General features: G+C 74.1%; 13 protein-coding genes. 5 read left to right on the forward strand and 8 right to left on the reverse strand.

The features are described from left to right. Nucleotides 1–2,985 (reverse strand): DUF6531 domain-containing protein (locus VK611_01835; protein HMG40030.1); only part of this gene is annotated, 2,985 nt, incomplete at its 3' end. A 95-nt stretch (nucleotides 2,986–3,080) separates the two neighbouring features. Here VK611_01835 and VK611_01840 point away from each other — a divergent pair. Together VK611_01840 and VK611_01845 are read left to right on the forward strand one after the other, a co-directional pair. Next, nucleotides 3,081–4,676 carry a serine/threonine-protein kinase gene (locus VK611_01840; GenBank protein ID HMG40031.1) on the forward strand — a complete coding sequence of 532 codons (1,596 nt, stop codon included), beginning with the start codon at nucleotides 3,081–3,083 and terminating at the stop codon, nucleotides 4,674–4,676. Nucleotides 4,677–4,779: 103 nt separating this feature from the next. Continuing rightward, entirely contained in the window at nucleotides 4,780–5,364 is a 585-nt protein-coding gene (locus VK611_01845; protein HMG40032.1) for a hypothetical protein, read from the forward strand. Between the two features lie 16 nt (nucleotides 5,365–5,380). On the opposite strand, the gene VK611_01850 is transcribed toward VK611_01845, so the two are convergent. Next, the gene (locus VK611_01850; GenBank protein HMG40033.1) at nucleotides 5,381–5,875 is read right to left on the reverse strand and encodes a helix-turn-helix domain-containing protein; all 495 of its coding nucleotides are present in this window, start codon (nucleotides 5,873–5,875) and stop codon (nucleotides 5,381–5,383) included. Nucleotides 5,876–5,925: 50 nt separating this feature from the next. Between VK611_01850 and VK611_01855 the strand changes: the two genes are divergently transcribed. Both VK611_01855 and VK611_01860 read left to right on the forward strand, forming a co-directional pair. Continuing rightward, nucleotides 5,926–6,867 (forward strand): ABC transporter ATP-binding protein, encoded by a 942-nt coding sequence (locus VK611_01855; GenBank protein ID HMG40034.1) that lies wholly within the window; start codon nucleotides 5,926–5,928, stop codon nucleotides 6,865–6,867. After that, nucleotides 6,860–8,464: a hypothetical protein gene (locus VK611_01860; GenBank protein HMG40035.1), complete on the forward strand. Its 1,605-nt coding sequence runs from the start codon at nucleotides 6,860–6,862 to the stop codon at nucleotides 8,462–8,464. The genes VK611_01855 and VK611_01860 overlap by 8 nt, the downstream gene beginning before the upstream one ends. 12 nt (nucleotides 8,465–8,476) lie before the next feature. On the opposite strand, the gene VK611_01865 is transcribed toward VK611_01860, so the two are convergent. Both VK611_01865 and VK611_01870 read right to left on the reverse strand, forming a co-directional pair. Beyond that, the gene (locus tag VK611_01865) at nucleotides 8,477–9,370 is read right to left on the reverse strand and encodes a nucleotidyl transferase AbiEii/AbiGii toxin family protein (GenBank protein ID HMG40036.1); all 894 of its coding nucleotides are present in this window, start codon (nucleotides 9,368–9,370) and stop codon (nucleotides 8,477–8,479) included. Continuing rightward, the gene (locus VK611_01870) at nucleotides 9,367–9,966 is read right to left on the reverse strand and encodes a type IV toxin-antitoxin system AbiEi family antitoxin domain-containing protein (GenBank protein ID HMG40037.1); all 600 of its coding nucleotides are present in this window, start codon (nucleotides 9,964–9,966) and stop codon (nucleotides 9,367–9,369) included. The genes VK611_01865 and VK611_01870 overlap by 4 nt, the downstream gene beginning before the upstream one ends. 112 nt (nucleotides 9,967–10,078) lie before the next feature. Between VK611_01870 and VK611_01875 the strand changes: the two genes are divergently transcribed. Then, nucleotides 10,079–10,831, forward strand: coding sequence for an SDR family oxidoreductase (locus VK611_01875; GenBank protein HMG40038.1), 753 nt, complete (start codon nucleotides 10,079–10,081; stop codon nucleotides 10,829–10,831). Nucleotides 10,832–10,846: 15 nt separating this feature from the next. On the opposite strand, the gene VK611_01880 is transcribed toward VK611_01875, so the two are convergent. The 4 genes from VK611_01880 to VK611_01895 are packed head-to-tail and all read right to left on the reverse strand — an operon-like array spanning nucleotide 10,847 to nucleotide 15,921. Next, a complete protein-coding gene (locus tag VK611_01880) occupies nucleotides 10,847–11,299 on the reverse strand; it encodes a hypothetical protein (protein HMG40039.1) in 453 nt (150 codons plus the stop codon). Beyond that, on the reverse strand, nucleotides 11,296–12,345 hold the full coding sequence (locus tag VK611_01885; GenBank protein ID HMG40040.1) for an alcohol dehydrogenase catalytic domain-containing protein: 1,050 nt from the start codon (nucleotides 12,343–12,345) through the stop codon (nucleotides 11,296–11,298). The genes VK611_01880 and VK611_01885 overlap by 4 nt, the downstream gene beginning before the upstream one ends. Nucleotides 12,346–12,391: 46 nt before the next feature. Continuing rightward, nucleotides 12,392–14,563, reverse strand: coding sequence for an acyl-CoA dehydrogenase (locus VK611_01890; protein HMG40041.1), 2,172 nt, complete (start codon nucleotides 14,561–14,563; stop codon nucleotides 12,392–12,394). Then, entirely contained in the window at nucleotides 14,560–15,921 is a 1,362-nt protein-coding gene (locus VK611_01895; protein HMG40042.1) for an FGGY-family carbohydrate kinase, read from the reverse strand. The genes VK611_01890 and VK611_01895 overlap by 4 nt, the downstream gene beginning before the upstream one ends. Nucleotides 15,922–15,952: the final 31 nt, after the last annotated feature.

Genomic DNA, 15,952 nt, shown 5'->3' on the forward strand with positions numbered 1-15,952 from the left:
GACGAGCCGGCCGCCCCCGCCATAGCGGAAGCGCACCGTGTCCCCCGTCGGCGCGACGACCCGGGTGACGCGCCCGTCGCCGTCGTGGCGCTGCACCCAGCGCCGCCCCGACGGATCGACCACGGCGACCCGGCGGCCGGCAGCGTCGTACTCGCAACGGGTGGTGTGGCCCAGCGGGCTGGTGACCGCGGCGAGCCTCCCGGCCGGCGTGTGCTCGTAGCGGGTGACCCCGCCGTCGGGGTCGGTCACCGACGTGACCCGGCCGCAGCGGTCGTAGGTGGCCCGGGCCTCGGTGCCGTCGGGGCGACGGTGGACGGCGGCCCGGCCCAGCGGGTCGTAGGCGAACGCCACCGACGTGAGGCTGTCGTCGACGGCGGCGATCCGGCCCACGCCGTCGAGGGCCACGCCCCGGCGGGCACCCACGGGATCGACGGTGCCGACGAGCCGGCCGGCCACGTCGTACTCCCGCAGCCAGGTCGCTCCCGCCGGGTCGTCGACGCCGGTCAGGCGGCACAGGCCGTCGTACTCGAACGCCCACTTGGCGCTGCCGGGCAGCACGACGCCCACGAGGTTGCCCAGCGGGTCGAACCGGAGGGTGGTGGCGTGGCCCAGCTCATCGACCACCTGCTCCGCCTCGCCGTGGCTCCCGAAGCGCAGCTCGCGCCGGGCGCCCAGCGGGTCGACCACCGCCCGCAGCCGGCCGGCGGCGCTCCACTCGTAGCGCCACTCGGCCCCGTCGGCGCCATCGGCGCCATCACGTCGGGCGACGATGCGGCCGGCCGGGTCGTACGCCTGCTCCGTGCGGTGACCCGTCGGTGACTCGGTGGCGACGACCCGCCCGGCCTCGTCGCGCTCGAAGGTGGCGGTGTTGCCGAGCCCGTCGGTGATCGACGTCAGCTCGCCGTGGGCGTCGAAGCCGAACCGCAGCTCCACGCCGTCGGGGTCGACCAGCCGATGGACCAGACCGTCGTGCACGTCGAGCCGGGTGACGCCGCCCTCGGGGTCGACCACCTCGACCGGCGTCCGCTCGACGCCCTCGTAGCGGAACCGGGTGGTCGCCCCGGTCGACGCCGCAGTGGCGAGCAACCGGCCCTGGTCGTCGTGGTCGAAAGCGAACCACGATCCGTCGGCCGCCTCCCGCCGCACCAGCCGGGAGCGGTCGTCCCACTCCAGGAGGGTCGCGGTGCCGTCGCGCTCGGTCACCCGCACCGGGTTGCCCCAACGGTCGTAGGCCTTCCGCAGCTCGTGGCCGTGCCCGTCGATGGCACCCACCAGCCGGCCCCGATCGTCGTGCACGTAGCTGTTGGCGGGACCCTCGGCATCGTCGACGACCGTGACCCGTCCGCCCAGGTACCGGTACCGCGAGCGGCGACCGAACGGCGACAGCTGCTCGACCACCCGGCCGTCGTCGTCGTAGCGGTTGCGGACCTCCACCACCCCGTCGGCGTCGGTCACCGCCACGACCCGACCCCGCTCGTCGACCTCGTACCCACGAAGCCCCCGGGCACCACCGGAGGCCGACACCAGCCGCCCCTCGTCGTAGGCGTACGTCACCGAACGACCGTCGGAGCACCTGACCGCCACCACCCGGTCGCCCTCCCACTCCAGCCGCACCGACCGGCCACCCTCGTGCCGCAGCTCGACCAACCGGTCGCCGTCGTGGACGAACCGCACCTCGGTGCCGGGCCCGGCATCGGCCCGCCGCAGGTGCCCGGCGGCGTCGAATACCAGCCGGCTCCCCCCGCCCAGCGCCGCCAGCGCCAGCCCGTCGCCCTCCGGCACCACCAGCCCCGCCAACCCCACGACCCGCGGGTACTCCCCCGCCGAGGACCGGGGCACCACCACCTCCTGCCCGTCCGGCCCCACCCAGTGGGCCCCGTCGGGCTCGGCCCGCAGCCGCACCGACGCCCACGACGACCAACCCGGCCCGAACGCGCCCACCCGGTCGGACCGGCTGTTGTAGGTGCGCGTGAACCGCAGCAACCGCGCCAGGCCACCCACCTCCAGATCGACCTCGGCCTCCACGAAGTTGCCGCTGGCCGTGTTGACCGGGTCGTCGGCGTAGCCGCTGGTGGGCGGCTCGCCCCAGGCGGCCGGGGAGTCGTAGGTGACGGCCGTCCGGGTGCCGTCGAGCCCCGCCGCGTCGACCTGGGCGGCGATCACGGCGTCGGACACCGTGCCGGTGCCGGCGTCACGGAACGCCTGGGCGACGGTGGCGACCCACAGGGCGTCGGTCCCGTTCCAGGTCAGCCAGGTGCCCATGCCGCCCAGCAGCGACGAGGCGTCGAACGACCCCCACCCGAGCGTGGCGGTGAAGTCGCCGTGCAGGCCGTCGAGGGTGCCCTTGCGGGTCAGCACCGCCTCGTCCGACCCGCGGCTCGACGTGACCCACGTATCGAGGGCGGCCGGCTCCCCCGAGCTCACCCCGCCGCCGCGGCCGCCACCGACGAACCCGGACGCCGGCACACCCACGCCCGAGCCCGAGGGGGCCAGGGGCGGCAGCGACACCTCCCGCACCGTCGGCCCCGGGTCGTACAGCGGGATCAGCGGCGGCTCGACCGGCGGGGGCGGTGGCGGCAGGTCGTCCTCGCCGGTGAGGAAGTCGTCCACGGTGTCGACGGCGTCGTTGATGGTGCCCATCAGGCCCCCACCGCCCCCGTCGTCCTGCGACGCCTCCCACTCGCGGGCCTGGGTGCGGCGGTCCTGCTCCTGCCGGGCCAGGCGGGCGAGCTCGTCGAGGCGGTCGGCGGCGTCGCGCAGCGACAGCACGAACCGCCCGGCATCGGCGACGCACGAGGCCACCCGCTGGTCGAACTCGTCGCCGTAGCGCCCCTGCCACCAGAGGCGGGCGTCGCGCCGGGCCACGTCCCGGTCCCCCAACTGGGTCTCCAACACCACCGCCGTCGCTCGCAGCTCCGCGGACAGGTCGGACGCGGCGAGCCAGTCGAACTGGACGTCCTCGTGGATCGCGCCGAGCTCCGGCATCTGCCCACCTCCGCCTGCGACCTGTTCCTCTCGCAAAGTACCACCGCCACTACCGATCGCGTCGGCGGTAGCGGCTGCGGCACGACGTGTCCGCTATGGGATCGTGGTGGCATGCGGATGCGGACGAGGCGGCCGGGGCGGCCATGACCTGGCTGGGCGAGTACGAGCTGCTGGACCAGATCGGCGCCGGTTCGTCGGGCACGGTGTGGCGGGCCCAGCGCCACGGGCCGATCACGCAGATCGTGGCCGTCAAGCGCCTGCACGGCGCCGACTCCGGGCCCGGCGACATCGTCCGGCTGCGGCGCGAGGCCACCGTCCTCATGGAGCTCGACCACCCCCACATCGTGCGGGTGCTGGCGGTGCTGCCCGACGGCGAGGGCCTCGCCATCTGCATGCACTACGCCTCGGGCGGGTCGCTGGAGGCGTTGCTGGCGGGGCGGGGGCGGCTCGGCCCGGGCGAGGTGGTGGCGCTGGCCGCCCCGATCGCCGACGCCCTCGGCTCCGCGCACCGCCGGGGCATCCTCCACGTCGACGTGAAGCCGGCGAACATCCTGTTCACGTCCGACGGGGAGCCGCTGCTCGGCGACTTCGGCGTGGCCCGCACGCTGGGGCGGCTCACCGCGGTGCTGGGCGGAGACTCGGCCATCGCGGGGACGGCCCACTACCTGGCGCCCGAGCTGCTCGACGGGGCGGACCCCGACGCCCGCAGCGACCTCTACTCCCTGGGGGTGGTCTGCTACGAGGCGCTCACCGGGAAGCGGCCGTTCGACGCCGCGCTGCCCCTGGCCGTCCTGCGGGCCGCCGACGTGGGCCAGCACGAGCCGCTCATGGGCCGGCCCGACGTGCCGATGGCGCTGGCGCGGGTCGTCGAGCAGGCGATGTCCCGCGACCCCGCCGACCGCCCCGCCACCGCCGACCAGTTCGCCCAGGCGCTCCGGGCCACCGTCCCCCTCGGCGACATCCGCCTCCCCACCGCGGCCGAGCCGGAACCGAAGCCCGAGCCGGCGCCGGTGCGGGTGGTCATCCCGGTCAGCACGGTCAGCCCGGCGAGCCCGGCGAGCCCGCCGTGGGCGGACCCCATCGAGGAAGGCGCCGGGGACAACGGCAACAACGAGGACGAGGAGGTCCACGCCGGGGCCACCCAGACGTTCGGGCCGCGGCCGCCGCAGCCGGAGGAGCCGCCGCCGAAGAGTCGACGCCTGGGGCTCTGGATCACCCTCGCCGTGGTGATCACCGCCTCGGCGGGGCTCGTCTACCAGCTCGCCCGCCCGTCGCCCGACGACGACTGCCCCGATTCCCCGCTGCCGTCGCTCGACGAGCGCACCCAGGTGATGGCCGGCGACCCCGAGGGCGACGGCTGCCGGGCCTTCGGCACCTACGGCCTGGCGGAGGGGGCCGAGGAGCGGCAGGACATGGTGCTCACGATCGCGGTCGACGACGTGGAGCGCCAGATCCGCCTCGGCGAGCTGGGCGACAAGCTCTTCCTCGGCGACTGGGACTGCGACGGCGTCGACACCCCCGGCCTCTACCGGTGGTCCGACGGGCGGGTCGAGTACTACGACTCCTGGCCGGTGATCGAGAACCGCCCGTACCGGCCCGACGACGTCGAGCGCGTCGATCCGGCGAGTCGCGCGGCCCTGGTCGTGGGCGACGAGTGCGACCGCATCGAGGTGGAGGACGCCGCCGAATAACGCCCGAAAACTGGGCCTCCCGGCTCACTACGCTGCGCGCCGCCCGCACGCCGCAACGAGGTAGGGTGCCGGGCGCAGCGGACAACCTCAGGGAGGCGGACGGATGTCTTTCCAGCTTCGGCGTGGTGGCGTGGTCGGTGGCGCATCGCTCGGGGTCGTCGCCGTGGTGGCGGCCAGCGCGGCGTTGGCCAGTGCCCAGGTACCCGGCCTGCCCCTCACGATCGCACCGGGCAGCGGCCCGACGGACACGTCGATCTCGGTCTCGGGCGACGGCTGCCTGGGGCAGGAGGTCGCCCTCCGGCTGCTCGAGGGCTCCGACACGCTCGACCTCACGTCCGCCCCGCGCGGCACCGAGGGCGACTGGACCGGCACGCTCGCCGTGCCCGACGACGACGACGACCTGTTCGGCGCCCAGCTCACCATCACCGCCGACTGCCTGGGCGGCGACGCGGACTACGAGCCCGGGTCGTTCAGCGTCGACGATCCGACACCGCCGACGACCACGACGAGCACGACGAGCACCACCACCAGCACGACCACGAGCCCCACCACCACGGCGCCCCAGAGCCCCGGCCCGTCGCCGACCCCGTCCCCGACACCCACGCCCCCGGCCACCACCCCACCGGTCACCACGCCGCCACCCCCGCCGGCCGACCCGGTCGCCGCCGAGCCCGACTTCGCCGGCTGACCCTCGCGCCGCGCCGTCAGTCGAGGGTGCGGCGGTGGGCGCGCCAGCGCTCCATCATCCCCGGGTACTCGTCCCGCACGAACGCCATGAACTCACGGGTCTCGCGGAGGCTGGCCGGCGCCTTGTCGGGCCCGACCGCCTCGATCGTCTCGGACAGCAGGTCCTCCCAGCGCCGCAGCACGTCGATCCGCTGGAGGTAGGTCTCGTACCAGATGTCGTTGTGGAGGCGGTAGTGGTCGCGGCGGGCGCCGGGCCGGCGCTCCCGTACCAGCAGCCCCGCCTGCACCAGGTAGCGCAGCCCCCCGGAGACGGCCGCCGGGCTGACCCGTAGGCGGTCGACCAGCTCGCCGGCGGTGGCGTCGTCCGCGTCGTCGATGATCAGGTACGCGAAGATCCGCGCCGGCATCCGTGGCATGCCGGCGTCGGTGAGCTGCAGGGCGAAGCGCTCGACGGCCTGGAGCAGCGCCTCGTCGCGGCCGTCGCCGCCGCTGTCGCCGCCGTCTTCCGTCATGCCCGACATACTATTCACAAATTCGTGAAATGTGCTTAGTATCGGGAGCGATGACAACGACCACCGAGGCGATCTCGATCAGCGGCCTGGTGAAGACGTTCGGCAGCACCCGAGCGCTCGACGGCCTCGACCTCCACGTGGCACCGGGTGAGGTGCACGGCTACCTCGGCCCCAACGGCGCCGGCAAGACCACCACCATCCGGGTGCTCCTGGGCCTGCTGCGCCGCGACGCCGGCGACGTGACGCTGCTCGGAGGCGACCCCTGGAGCGACGCCGTCGAGCTGCACCGGCGCCTCGCCTACGTGCCGGGCGACGTGAACCTGTGGCCCAAGCTCACCGGCGGGCAGATCATCGACGTGTTCGGCGAGCTGCGCGGCGACCTCGACCGCACGCGCCGCGACGAGCTGGTCGAGCGGTTCGAGCTGGACCCCACCAAGAAGGCCCGCACCTACTCGAAGGGCAACCGGCAGAAGGTCGCCCTGGTCGCCGGCCTGGCGTCGAGCGCCGAGCTGCTGGTCCTCGACGAGCCGACATCGGGCCTCGACCCGCTGATGGAGGCCGTCTTCCAGGAGTGCGTCCGCGAGGTGAAGGCCGAGGGTCGCACGGTGCTGCTGTCGAGCCACATCCTCGCCGAGGTCGAGGCGCTGTGCGACCGGGTGAGCATCATCCGGGCCGGTCGCACGGTGCAGAGCGGGACGCTCGACGAGATGCGCCACCTCACCCGCACGGCGATCGACGTCCACACCGACAAGCCGCCCACCGGGGTCGCCGACCTCCCCGGCGTCCACAGCCCCCGCATCGACGACCACCGGGCCCGCTTCGACGTCGACACCGACCGCCTCGACGACGTCATGCGCCACCTCACCGAGCTGGGCATCCGCGGCCTCTCCAGCCGGCCGCCCACGTTGGAGGAGCTGTTCCTGCGCCACTACGGCGACGAGCTCGAGGACCACGGGGTCGAGGTCACCGATGCCGCCGACGCCGATGTCTGATGCCGCTCAGGGAACGTCCGACCTCACGGGTGCCGGGGCGCTGACCCGGTTCGTCCTGCGCCGCGACCGGGTGCGGATCCTCGTGTGGGTCATGGCCATCGGGGTGCTGGTGGTGAGCACCGCGGCGAGCGTCAAGGGCCTCTACCCCACCCAGGCCGACCTCGACGAGGCCGCCGCCGCCAGCCACGACAACGCCGCCGCCCTCATCTTCAACGGCCCCGACCAGGCACTCGACACCATGGGCGGCCAGATCGCCTTCCAGGTCGCCTCCTTCGGGCTGATCATGGTCGGCCTCATGAACCTGTTCATGGTCGGCCGGTCGACGCGCGCCGAGGAGGAGTCCGGCCGCATGGAGATGCTGCGGGCCCTGCCCGTCGGCCGCCACGCCCCGGCCGCCGCGGCGCTGGTCGTCGCCACGCTCATGAACGTCACCGTGGGTGCCCTGGTGGCGCTCGGGCTGCTCTCGCAGGACCTGCCCACCCAGGGGTCGATCGTGATGGGCGTCGGGTTCTGCGCGATGGGCCTGGTGTTCTCCGGCATCACCCTCGTCGCCGCCCAGGTGACCGAGAACACCCGGGTGGTCTACGGCGTCACGGGTGCGGTGCTGGGCGCGGCGTTCGTGCTGCGGGCCGCCGGCGACGTGGGCGACGGCACCCTGTCGTGGCTCTCCCCCATCGGCTGGCAGCAGAAGATGCGGCCGTACGCCGGCGAGAGCTGGTGGCCGCTGCTGCTGTCGCTCGCCGCGACCGCCGGGCTGGTCGCCGTCAGCGTGGTGCTGGCCGGCCGACGCGACGTCGGCTCCGGGCTGGTGGCGCCCCGCCCCGGCCCGCCGACCGCCAGCGGCTGGCTGGGTCGCCCGGTGGGCCTCGCCCTGCGGATCCAGCGGGGCAGCCTGATCGCCTGGGGCGCCGGGCTGCTGCTCACCGGCGTGTCGTACGGGTCGGTGGCCAACGACATCGAGGAGTTCGTGAACGACAACGACACCGTCGGCGACATCATCGCCCGGTCCGATGGCGGGAGCCTGGTCGACTCGTTCCTGGCGACGTCGCTGCTGATGATCGCCCTGATCGGCTCGGGCTACACGATCTCGTCGGTGCTGCGGCTGCGCAGCGAGGAGACCGCGGAGCGGGCGGAGCCCGTGCTGGTCACCCGGGTGGCTCGGTCCCGGTGGGTCGCCAGCCACCTGGCGATGGCGCTCGCCGGCAGCGCGATCGTGATGGTGCTCGCGGGGTTCGGCCTGGGCCTGACCTACGGCATCGCCAGCCACGACCTCGGCCAGGCCGTGCGGGTGACCGCGGCGGCGCTGGCCTACGTGCCGGCGATGTGGGTGCTGGCCGGGGTGGCGCTGGGGTTGTTCGGCCTGTTCCCGCGGGCGGTGTCCGCTGCGTGGGGCGTGCTCGCCGCCTGCTTCGTGGTGGGGCTGTTCGGCGACCTCTTCAACCTGCCGACCTGGGTGGAGGACCTGTCGCCGTTCGGGCACATCCCCGAGGTGCCCGGGGGCGACTTCACGCTGGTCCCGGTCGTGGTCGTCCTCGCGGTGGCCGCCGCGCTCCTCGCCACCGGCTTCGCCGGCTTCCAACGCCGCGACGTCGGTTAGCCGGTCACGAGGCTAGGACCGCCAGCTCCTCGTGGTCGGATCCCAGGTCCCGGTCACGACCGCGCCAGCGAGGATCGGGTCCGCGAAGTCGACAACCAAGCCGATGGCCTCCTCGTAGGCAGGTGGGACGTTGGTCCGCAGGCCGGCCCGGTCGACGAAGCGCGCCCAGTCGGTCTGCCGAGAGGCGCCGAGCGTGACCAGAACCTGGCGGAGTGGGCGCAGCTCCGACTGCCTGTGTGCGCCGGTCGCTCCAATCGCCGCCGAGAGCTGGACAGCGTCGATCTCGTGGCGTCGAGCGAGCAGCACGACATCAGCGAAATCGCGCTCCCTGGTCGTCGCATCGCCTCGGTCGACCATGGTCACGATCTTCTCGGCAAGGACGGTCTCGATGGGATAGCCGACCACGCGGAACGACTCCGCGAGCAGAGAGGGGTAGTCGACCTCGACGACCCCGGGAGTGACGGGGTCGCCGACGCTGACGTCGATGCGCAGGCGAAGCCGAGCCCTGTGGACGGCCGCCGGCACGACGACTCGTGCACCGGGGTAGACGTCGCCGTCACGGATCACGTCCATGGCGAGTCGGTCCGGCCGGAACTCGACGCCGTCGTCGGCACCGACCAGCAGCACGTCGTGCACGAGTCGCGCCACCGTCTCCAGGTCGTTCGACACCTCACGGGCGAGCAGATCGACGTCCCGGGTCGGTCGGCGCTCCTCGAACGCAGCCAGCAACATCCCGCCCTTCAACACGAGGCGGCTCCGATGCGGCGAACGTGACAGGCGGTAGAGGAAGCGCTCCAGGACATAGAGCACCAACAACTCATCAGTCGGGCGACGTTCGCTCCTCGCCCGCGCCTGGAGATCGAGGTACGCCCGTCCGGCAGCGGTCGTGCGAGTCGGACGGCTCATGGCTTGAGCAACCGGATCGCGTCCGTCATCGGTGCCGACACCCGGAAGCTTCGGGCCAGCTCCACGATGCGAGCGCGCCGGGGACGGTCGCTCAGGTACCTGCGCAGAGCCTCGTAGGCCACGTCCTGTCCCACAAGGTGGCGCAACCGGAACGCGTCGACGACGGAGCGCTCCCGGTCGGTGATCGAGAATCGGGACCCATCCTCCAACGTCACCTCCAGGCGGCCCAGGTCGAAGGTCGTCGAGCGGAAGACATGAACGCGAGTTGGCGGGAAGTCGATGGCAGGTCGGTGCGAATCCTGGGGCACCGCCAGGTGGACTTCGGAAGAGATCTCGTCGCTGAGGTCCCAGTGGGCCAGTGCCGAGTTCAGGCAGATCATCCCCCGGGGAGCGCGCACACACACGGCGACGAAGTCGATGCTCGTCGCTCCGGCCACGTCGCCCAGCTGGTAGACGCCTCTGGACAGCTCGACGACCGCGCCGGAGTCTCTGAGCTCGTAGAGGTCTCGCCATGAAACTCCCGCAGCCACGGCATCCCTCGACCGGAACACCGGACCCAGTTGCCGGAGGCGCTCGAGCGATCGGGCTGTCGGCACGTATGAAACTCTACATCAATTGCCCATACCAAGGTAGGATCTCATACAGCGACCGCTACGTCGGCTAGCGGCGGACGTCAGAAGCCGGTAGCGACGTTTGCCATGATGCGGGATGGCGACGGGTGGGGCGCGGGTGGCGTTGGTGACCGGGAGTGGGCGGGGGTTGGGGCGGGCCGTCGCCGGGCGGCTGGCGCGGGACGGGATGACCGTCGCCGTCAACGGGCTCCCCGGGGACGGGCAGGTGGCGGAGGCCGTCGAGGCGATCCGGGCCGACGGCGGCACCGCTGAAGCGTTCACGGGCGACGTGACCGACGAGCGGCAGGTCGACGAGCTGGTCGCAGCCGTCGCCGGGACGCTCGGGCCGGTCGAGGTGCTGGTGGTCAACGCCACGGGCCCGCAGCCCGACATCGCCGTCGAGGACGCCACCTGGGACGACCACCTGGCGCAGCTCGACTTCTTCGTCAAGAGCCCGGTGCTGCTGGGCCGGGCGGTGCTGCCGGCGATGCGGGCGCGAGGCTGGGGCCGGATCGTCCACGTCGACTCCGAGGTCGCCGACCGGCCCCCGCCGCACCGGTCGGCCTATGCCACCTCCAAGGCGGCCCAGGTCGGCCTGGCGCTGAGCTGGGCCCGGGAGCTGGCACCCCTCGGCATCACGGTCAACACGGTGGCGCCGGGCTTCGTCCCCGTGGAGCGCCACGCCGACGTGCCCGACGAGGTCCTCACCGCCTACGTCGCCTCCGTGCCGGTCGGGCGCTTCGGCACGAGGGACGAGATCGCCGACGCCGTCAGCTTCTTCGCCTCCGACGCCGCCGCGTACGTCACCGGGCAGCGACTGGTCCTCGACGGCGGCCGCCGCCTCGGCTGACGGTCGGTCGGTCGCTCAGGATGACGACGATGCGAGGGCGGGCGTCGGCGTCCACGCCCAGTGCTGCACCTCGACGCTGAGGGGGAGGAGGTAGCCGACGTAGAAGTTGTGGAGCTTCAGGAACTCGTAGTCGTCCAGGCCCACGGCCGACACGCTCACCCGGTCGTCACGGGTGGCGTACGCCGAGGCCCGGTCGTGGAAGGTGGTGAGCTCGTCGAGGCTGTCGACCGACATGCCGAAGTGGTCGGTGCGGGGGCAGGCCATGGGCTCGTCCTCGGCCACGACGAACACGAACTGGTCGTAGGAGTAGGCCTGCAGGACCAGCTGCTGGCCCGGCTTCGTCATCGTCGGCATCTCCTCCCAGCCGAACACCTCGCCGTAGAAGGCCAGGATGTCGGCCCGGCCGGCGTCGTCGAGCGCGGCGCTCGGGACGCTCAGGGCCACGTGGTTGAACCTCGGCTTGCTCATGGTTGCACCAACACCTTCCCTGCGATCTTGCCGGCGACGAGTCCCTCCAGGGCCCCGAGCAGGCCGTCGAGGTCGACGTCGTCGGGCTCGACGATCGTGTCGACGTCGCGGCCCAGCGTGCCCGACGCCAGCAGGTCGAGCGCCTCGCCGATCCCGCCGGCGTCGTACTCGAACGCCCCGGTGACCACCAGCTCGTTGAGCAGGATGCGGTTCGGGTCGAGGCGGGGCGACTCGATGCCCGAGCCGACCAGCACCAGCCGACCCCCGGGCCCGAGCTGGGCGCACGCCGCGTACATGGCGGACGCCCGGCCCGAGCACTCGAGGGCCACGTCGACCCGGTCGGCGACGAGTCGGCGCGGTTCGGCGATGCTCGGGACGTCGAGCTGGTCCGGCGTGACCACCTCGGCGACCCCGAGGCTCGCCGCGAGCTGGCGGCGGGTGGGGTTCGGTTCGCTGACCCTGATGTCGGCGGGGTCGACGCCGCGGGCTCTGAGGGCGAGGATCGCCAGCGCCCCGATGGGCCCGGCGCCGCACACCAGGGCCCGTTGCCCCGGCTCGGGGGCGGCGCGGGTGACGGCGTGGAGCGCCACCGCGAGGGGCTCGGCGAGCGCGGCGATGCGCAGGTCGAGCCCGGCGGGCACCGGCACGAGGGCCTGCTCGTCGACGCACACGTAGTCGGCGAAGGCGCCGTCGCCGCCCTCGGTGCCGGGCGTGGCGCGGGCCTCGCACAGGGCGATGCGGTCGTCCCGGCAGGGCGGGCACTGGCCGCACCCGGGTGCCGGACCGCCGACGACCCGGTCGCCGGGGGCGAACCGTCGCCGGGCCTCGGGCCCGACCGCGGACACCTGCCCCGACCACTCGTGGCCGCCGACCGACCCGGGCTGCCCCCAGCCGTCGAGCACCATGTGCAGGTCGGTCCCGCAGACGCCGCAGTGGCTGACCTCGACGAGCACCTGCCGACCGGTCGGTGTCGGGACCGGGCGCGGCTCCACCCGCAGGTCGCCCTGCCCGTGCAACACCGCCGCCCGCATCGTCCCCCCGGACATGACGCCAACGTTAGAACACATTCTGGCTCCCCGACAGGGTCATCGGTCAGGGGTCGCGGGGCAGGCCGAGGAGGCGCTCGGCGATCACGTTGCGCTGGATCTCGCTGGTGCCGCCGGCGATCGACAGGCTGCGGTTGCTCAGGAAGCCCGTGATCCACCCCTCGGCCGCGCCCTCGGCGGTGACGGCCTCCGGGCCCAGCAGCTCGAGACCCACCTCCTGCACGCGCTGGTCGAGCTCGACGCCCAGCAGCTTGCGGATGCTGGCCTCGGGGCCCGGCGCGGCCCCGCCCAGCGCCCGCAGCGTCATGCGGGTGCCCATCGCCGCCAGCGCCTGCGTCTCGGCGACGACGCCGCCCAGGGTGTCGAGCGCGACCGGGTCCGGGGTGCCGTCGTCGGCGGCGGCGGCGAGGGCCAGCAGCGCCTCGACGCCGGGCCCCATCGACGAGCCCCGCCCCATCGACACCCTCTCGTTGGCGAGCGTGGTACGGGCGGCCGCCCAACCGCCGGTCGGGCCGCCGACCACGCAGTCGTCGGGCACGAAGACGTCCGCCAGGAACACCTCGTTGAACATCGCCATCCCGGTCAGCTCCCGCAGCGGCCGCACGTCGAGGCCCTCGCTGCGCATGTCGACGAGGAAGCAGCCGATGCCGTCGTGGCGGGGGGCCGTGGGGTCGGTGCGGGCCAGGCAGATGCCCCAGTCGGCGGTCTGGGCCAGCGACGTCCACACCTTCTGGCCGGTGAGCAGCCAGCCGCCTTCGCTGTCGGCCCGGCGGGCCTTCGTCCACAGCGACGCCAGGTCGGAGCCGGCGCCCGGCTCGCTGAACATCTGGCACCAGCTGATCTCGCGGCGCAGGGTGGGCGGGATCCAGCGCTCCTGCTGCTCCGGGGTGCCGTGGCCGATGAGCGCCGGCAGCGCCCACGCCCCGACCGCCAGGTTCGGGCGGCGGACCCGGGACCGGCGGAACTCCTCGTCGACCACGAGCTGCTCCAGCGGCGAGGCGTCCCGACCCCAGGGGCGGGGCCAGTGGGGGACGAGGTAGCCGGCATCGGCAAGCCGGCGGTTCCACTCGATCTTCTCGTAGCTGCGGAGGTCGGCGAGGAAGGCCCGGACCTCGTCCCGGTGGGCCTCGGCCTCGGGCGGCAGGGCGATGGCGACGTGGCGGCGCTGGCCCTGCCGCGCCCGCTCGGCGACGTCGGCCCGCCACGGCCGCGGACCGCCCAGCAGCGCCCGGTTGGCGGTGGCCCGCTTGAGGTAGAGGTGGGCGTCGTGCTCCCAGGTGAAGCCGATGCCGCCGAGCACCTGGATGCAGTCCTTGGCGGCGCGGTAGGCGCTCTCGGGGGCGAGGGCGGCGGCGACCGCCGTGGCCAGGGCCGCGCCGTCGCCGTCGTCATCGTCGCCGTCGCCGTCGGTGGCGCCGTCGTTGGCGGCGTCCCACACGGCGGCCCGGGCCTGCTCCAGGGCGCAGAGCATGTCGGCGCAGCGGTGCTTGACGGCCTGGAACTGGCCGATCGGCCGGCCGAACTGCTCGCGGACCCGGGCGTGCTCGGCGGCGGTGTCGACGCACCACGCCGCCAGCCCGACCGACTCGGCCCCCAGCAGCAGCGCCACCACGCCCTCCACCCCGTCGGCACCGGGCGGGGCGGTGAAGCGCCGCTCCGGTCCGACCGCGACGTCGGCCGTCACCCGACCGACGCGGCGGGTGCGGTCGAGCGACGCCCACGGCTCGACGACCACGTCCGCCGCGTCGACCACCGCCCAGGTCCCGTCGCCCGCCGGCAGCACGAAGAGGTCCGCCACCCCGGCCGACAGCACCGGCTCCCACGAGGCGCCCGGGGACGGGAGCGCGACGGTGCCGATGCGGCGTCCGGACACCAGGTCCGGCAGGAGCTCGTGGCGGAGCTGGTCCGGGGCGAAGCGGTCGATCACGAGGGTGGCCAGGGCCGTCGGGACGAAGGGCCCCGGTGCGCAGGCCCGCCCCAGCTCCTCCACGACCACGACCAGCTCGGCGAGTCCGAACCCCTCTCCCCCGACGTCCTCCGCCACCGCCAGCCCGATCCAGCCCCGCTCCCCGAGGTCGCTCCAGAACGGCGGGAGCACGTCGCCATCGTCGTCGTCGTCGAGGCCGGCCCGGACGACGGCCGGCGGGCAATGGGTCGTCGCCCACCGCCCCACCGTCTCCTGCAGCGCCCGGTGCTCGTCGGTGATGCCGATGGTCATGTCGCTGTCACCTCTCGGAAGCGTCGGTAGCGGGCGGCGGTGGGGGTCGCCCACACCGGGTCGGGATCGATGCGGTGGGAGGTGCGCGACCAGCGGCCGGCCTCGGCGGTGGAGGACTCGAGGCCGGCGACGACCCGGGCCAGGAAGGCGGCACCCAGGGCCGCGCCCTCGGGGGCCGCCACCACGTCGACGGGGACACCGGTGCAGTCGGCCAGCGCCTGCACCCAGCCCGCCACCTGCGACCCGCCGCCGGTGGCCACGATCCGCCGGGGCTCGACGCCCGCCAGGTCGAGGTGGTGGCGGACCACGAAGCCCGCCGCCTCGAACGCCGCCCGCCGCACGGCCGTGGCGTCGTGGGTGAGGTCGAGGTCGTGGAGGCCGGCCCGGCGGTCGGGGTCGTGCAGCGGCGTCCGCTCGCCCCGGACGTAGGGCGCCCACACTGGCACCCGGTGGGGATCGCCGACCCGGCTCGCCCCGCCACCGTCACCCTCACTGCCACCGTCACCTGAGCCGACCAGCCGCCGCACCCAGTCGAGGAACAGGCCGCCGGCGTTGCTGGCCCCACCGATCAGCGTGAGGCCGGGGGCGCTGTGGGGGATGGTCCAGAGCCCGTCGACCGTCCGCCACTCGGGGACGACCGCCCAGGTGAGCAACGTGGTGCCGCAGATCACCAGCACGTCGCCGACCTCGTCGGCCCCGGCCACGAGCTGCTCGGCAAAGGCGTCGATGGTGCCGCCGCCCAGCAGGGCCCCCGCCGCGGGCAGCCCGTCGAGCAGCCGGCCGGCGGGCTCGGCGCCGGAGACGATCCGGGGCAGCCGCTCGACGTCGACACCGGCGCCCGCGGCGACCGCCGGGTCCCAGCGCCGGTAGTCGAACAGCGGGACGCCGGTCATCGCGGTGACCGTGTCGATCACCGCCTCGCCGCACAGGGCGTGGTTCGCCACGGCCTGCGCCGGCCAGAAGCCTCGGGCCTCGGGCGCCTCCTTGGCACACCACTCGAGGAAGCCCAGCATCTCGCCGCTGCCGGAGGGGTCGGCGCCGTCGGGCCGACCGCCCCGGGCGTCGCCGTAGAGCAGGCCGGGGGTGAGGGCCGCGCCCGCCCCGTCGACGGCGCACAGCGACGGGACCATGGCGGCGACGTCGACGGCCACGATGTCGTGGGCGCCCGCGACCTCCCGCAGCGCCTGGAGCACGCCCGACCGCCAGGCCTGGTCGGGCCGGTGCTCGAGCCGGTCGGGCGCGGGGGCCACCAGGTCGTGGGGGATGCGGGCCCGGGCCAGGACGGTGCCGTCGGGGGCGGCGACCACGGCTTTCACCGAGGTCGTCCCGATGTCGATGCCTGCCGTCACCTCGGCCATGCCCCGGAGTATGACACGGACGTTAGAAGTA

The organism is Acidimicrobiales bacterium (genome assembly GCA_035316325.1).
Lineage (GTDB): Bacteria > Actinomycetota > Acidimicrobiia > Acidimicrobiales > VFJN01 > DASXTK01.

Coding starts and splice junctions, on each gene's coding strand:
- VK611_01840 (HMG40031.1), top strand. CDS start 3,081: ATGGGATCGTGGTGGCATGCGGATGCGGACGAGGCGGCCGGGGCGGCC.
- VK611_01845 (HMG40032.1), top strand. CDS start 4,780: ATGTCTTTCCAGCTTCGGCGTGGTGGCGTGGTCGGTGGCGCATCGCTC.
- VK611_01850 (HMG40033.1), bottom strand. CDS start 5,875: ATGACGGAAGACGGCGGCGACAGCGGCGGCGACGGCCGCGACGAGGCG.
- VK611_01855 (HMG40034.1), top strand. CDS start 5,926: ATGACAACGACCACCGAGGCGATCTCGATCAGCGGCCTGGTGAAGACG.
- VK611_01860 (HMG40035.1), top strand. CDS start 6,860: ATGTCTGATGCCGCTCAGGGAACGTCCGACCTCACGGGTGCCGGGGCG.
- VK611_01865 (HMG40036.1), bottom strand. CDS start 9,370: ATGAGCCGTCCGACTCGCACGACCGCTGCCGGACGGGCGTACCTCGAT.
- VK611_01875 (HMG40038.1), top strand. CDS start 10,079: ATGGCGACGGGTGGGGCGCGGGTGGCGTTGGTGACCGGGAGTGGGCGG.
- VK611_01880 (HMG40039.1), bottom strand. CDS start 11,299: ATGAGCAAGCCGAGGTTCAACCACGTGGCCCTGAGCGTCCCGAGCGCC.
- VK611_01885 (HMG40040.1), bottom strand. CDS start 12,345: ATGTCCGGGGGGACGATGCGGGCGGCGGTGTTGCACGGGCAGGGCGAC.
- VK611_01890 (HMG40041.1), bottom strand. CDS start 14,563: ATGACCATCGGCATCACCGACGAGCACCGGGCGCTGCAGGAGACGGTG.
- VK611_01895 (HMG40042.1), bottom strand. CDS start 15,921: ATGGCCGAGGTGACGGCAGGCATCGACATCGGGACGACCTCGGTGAAA.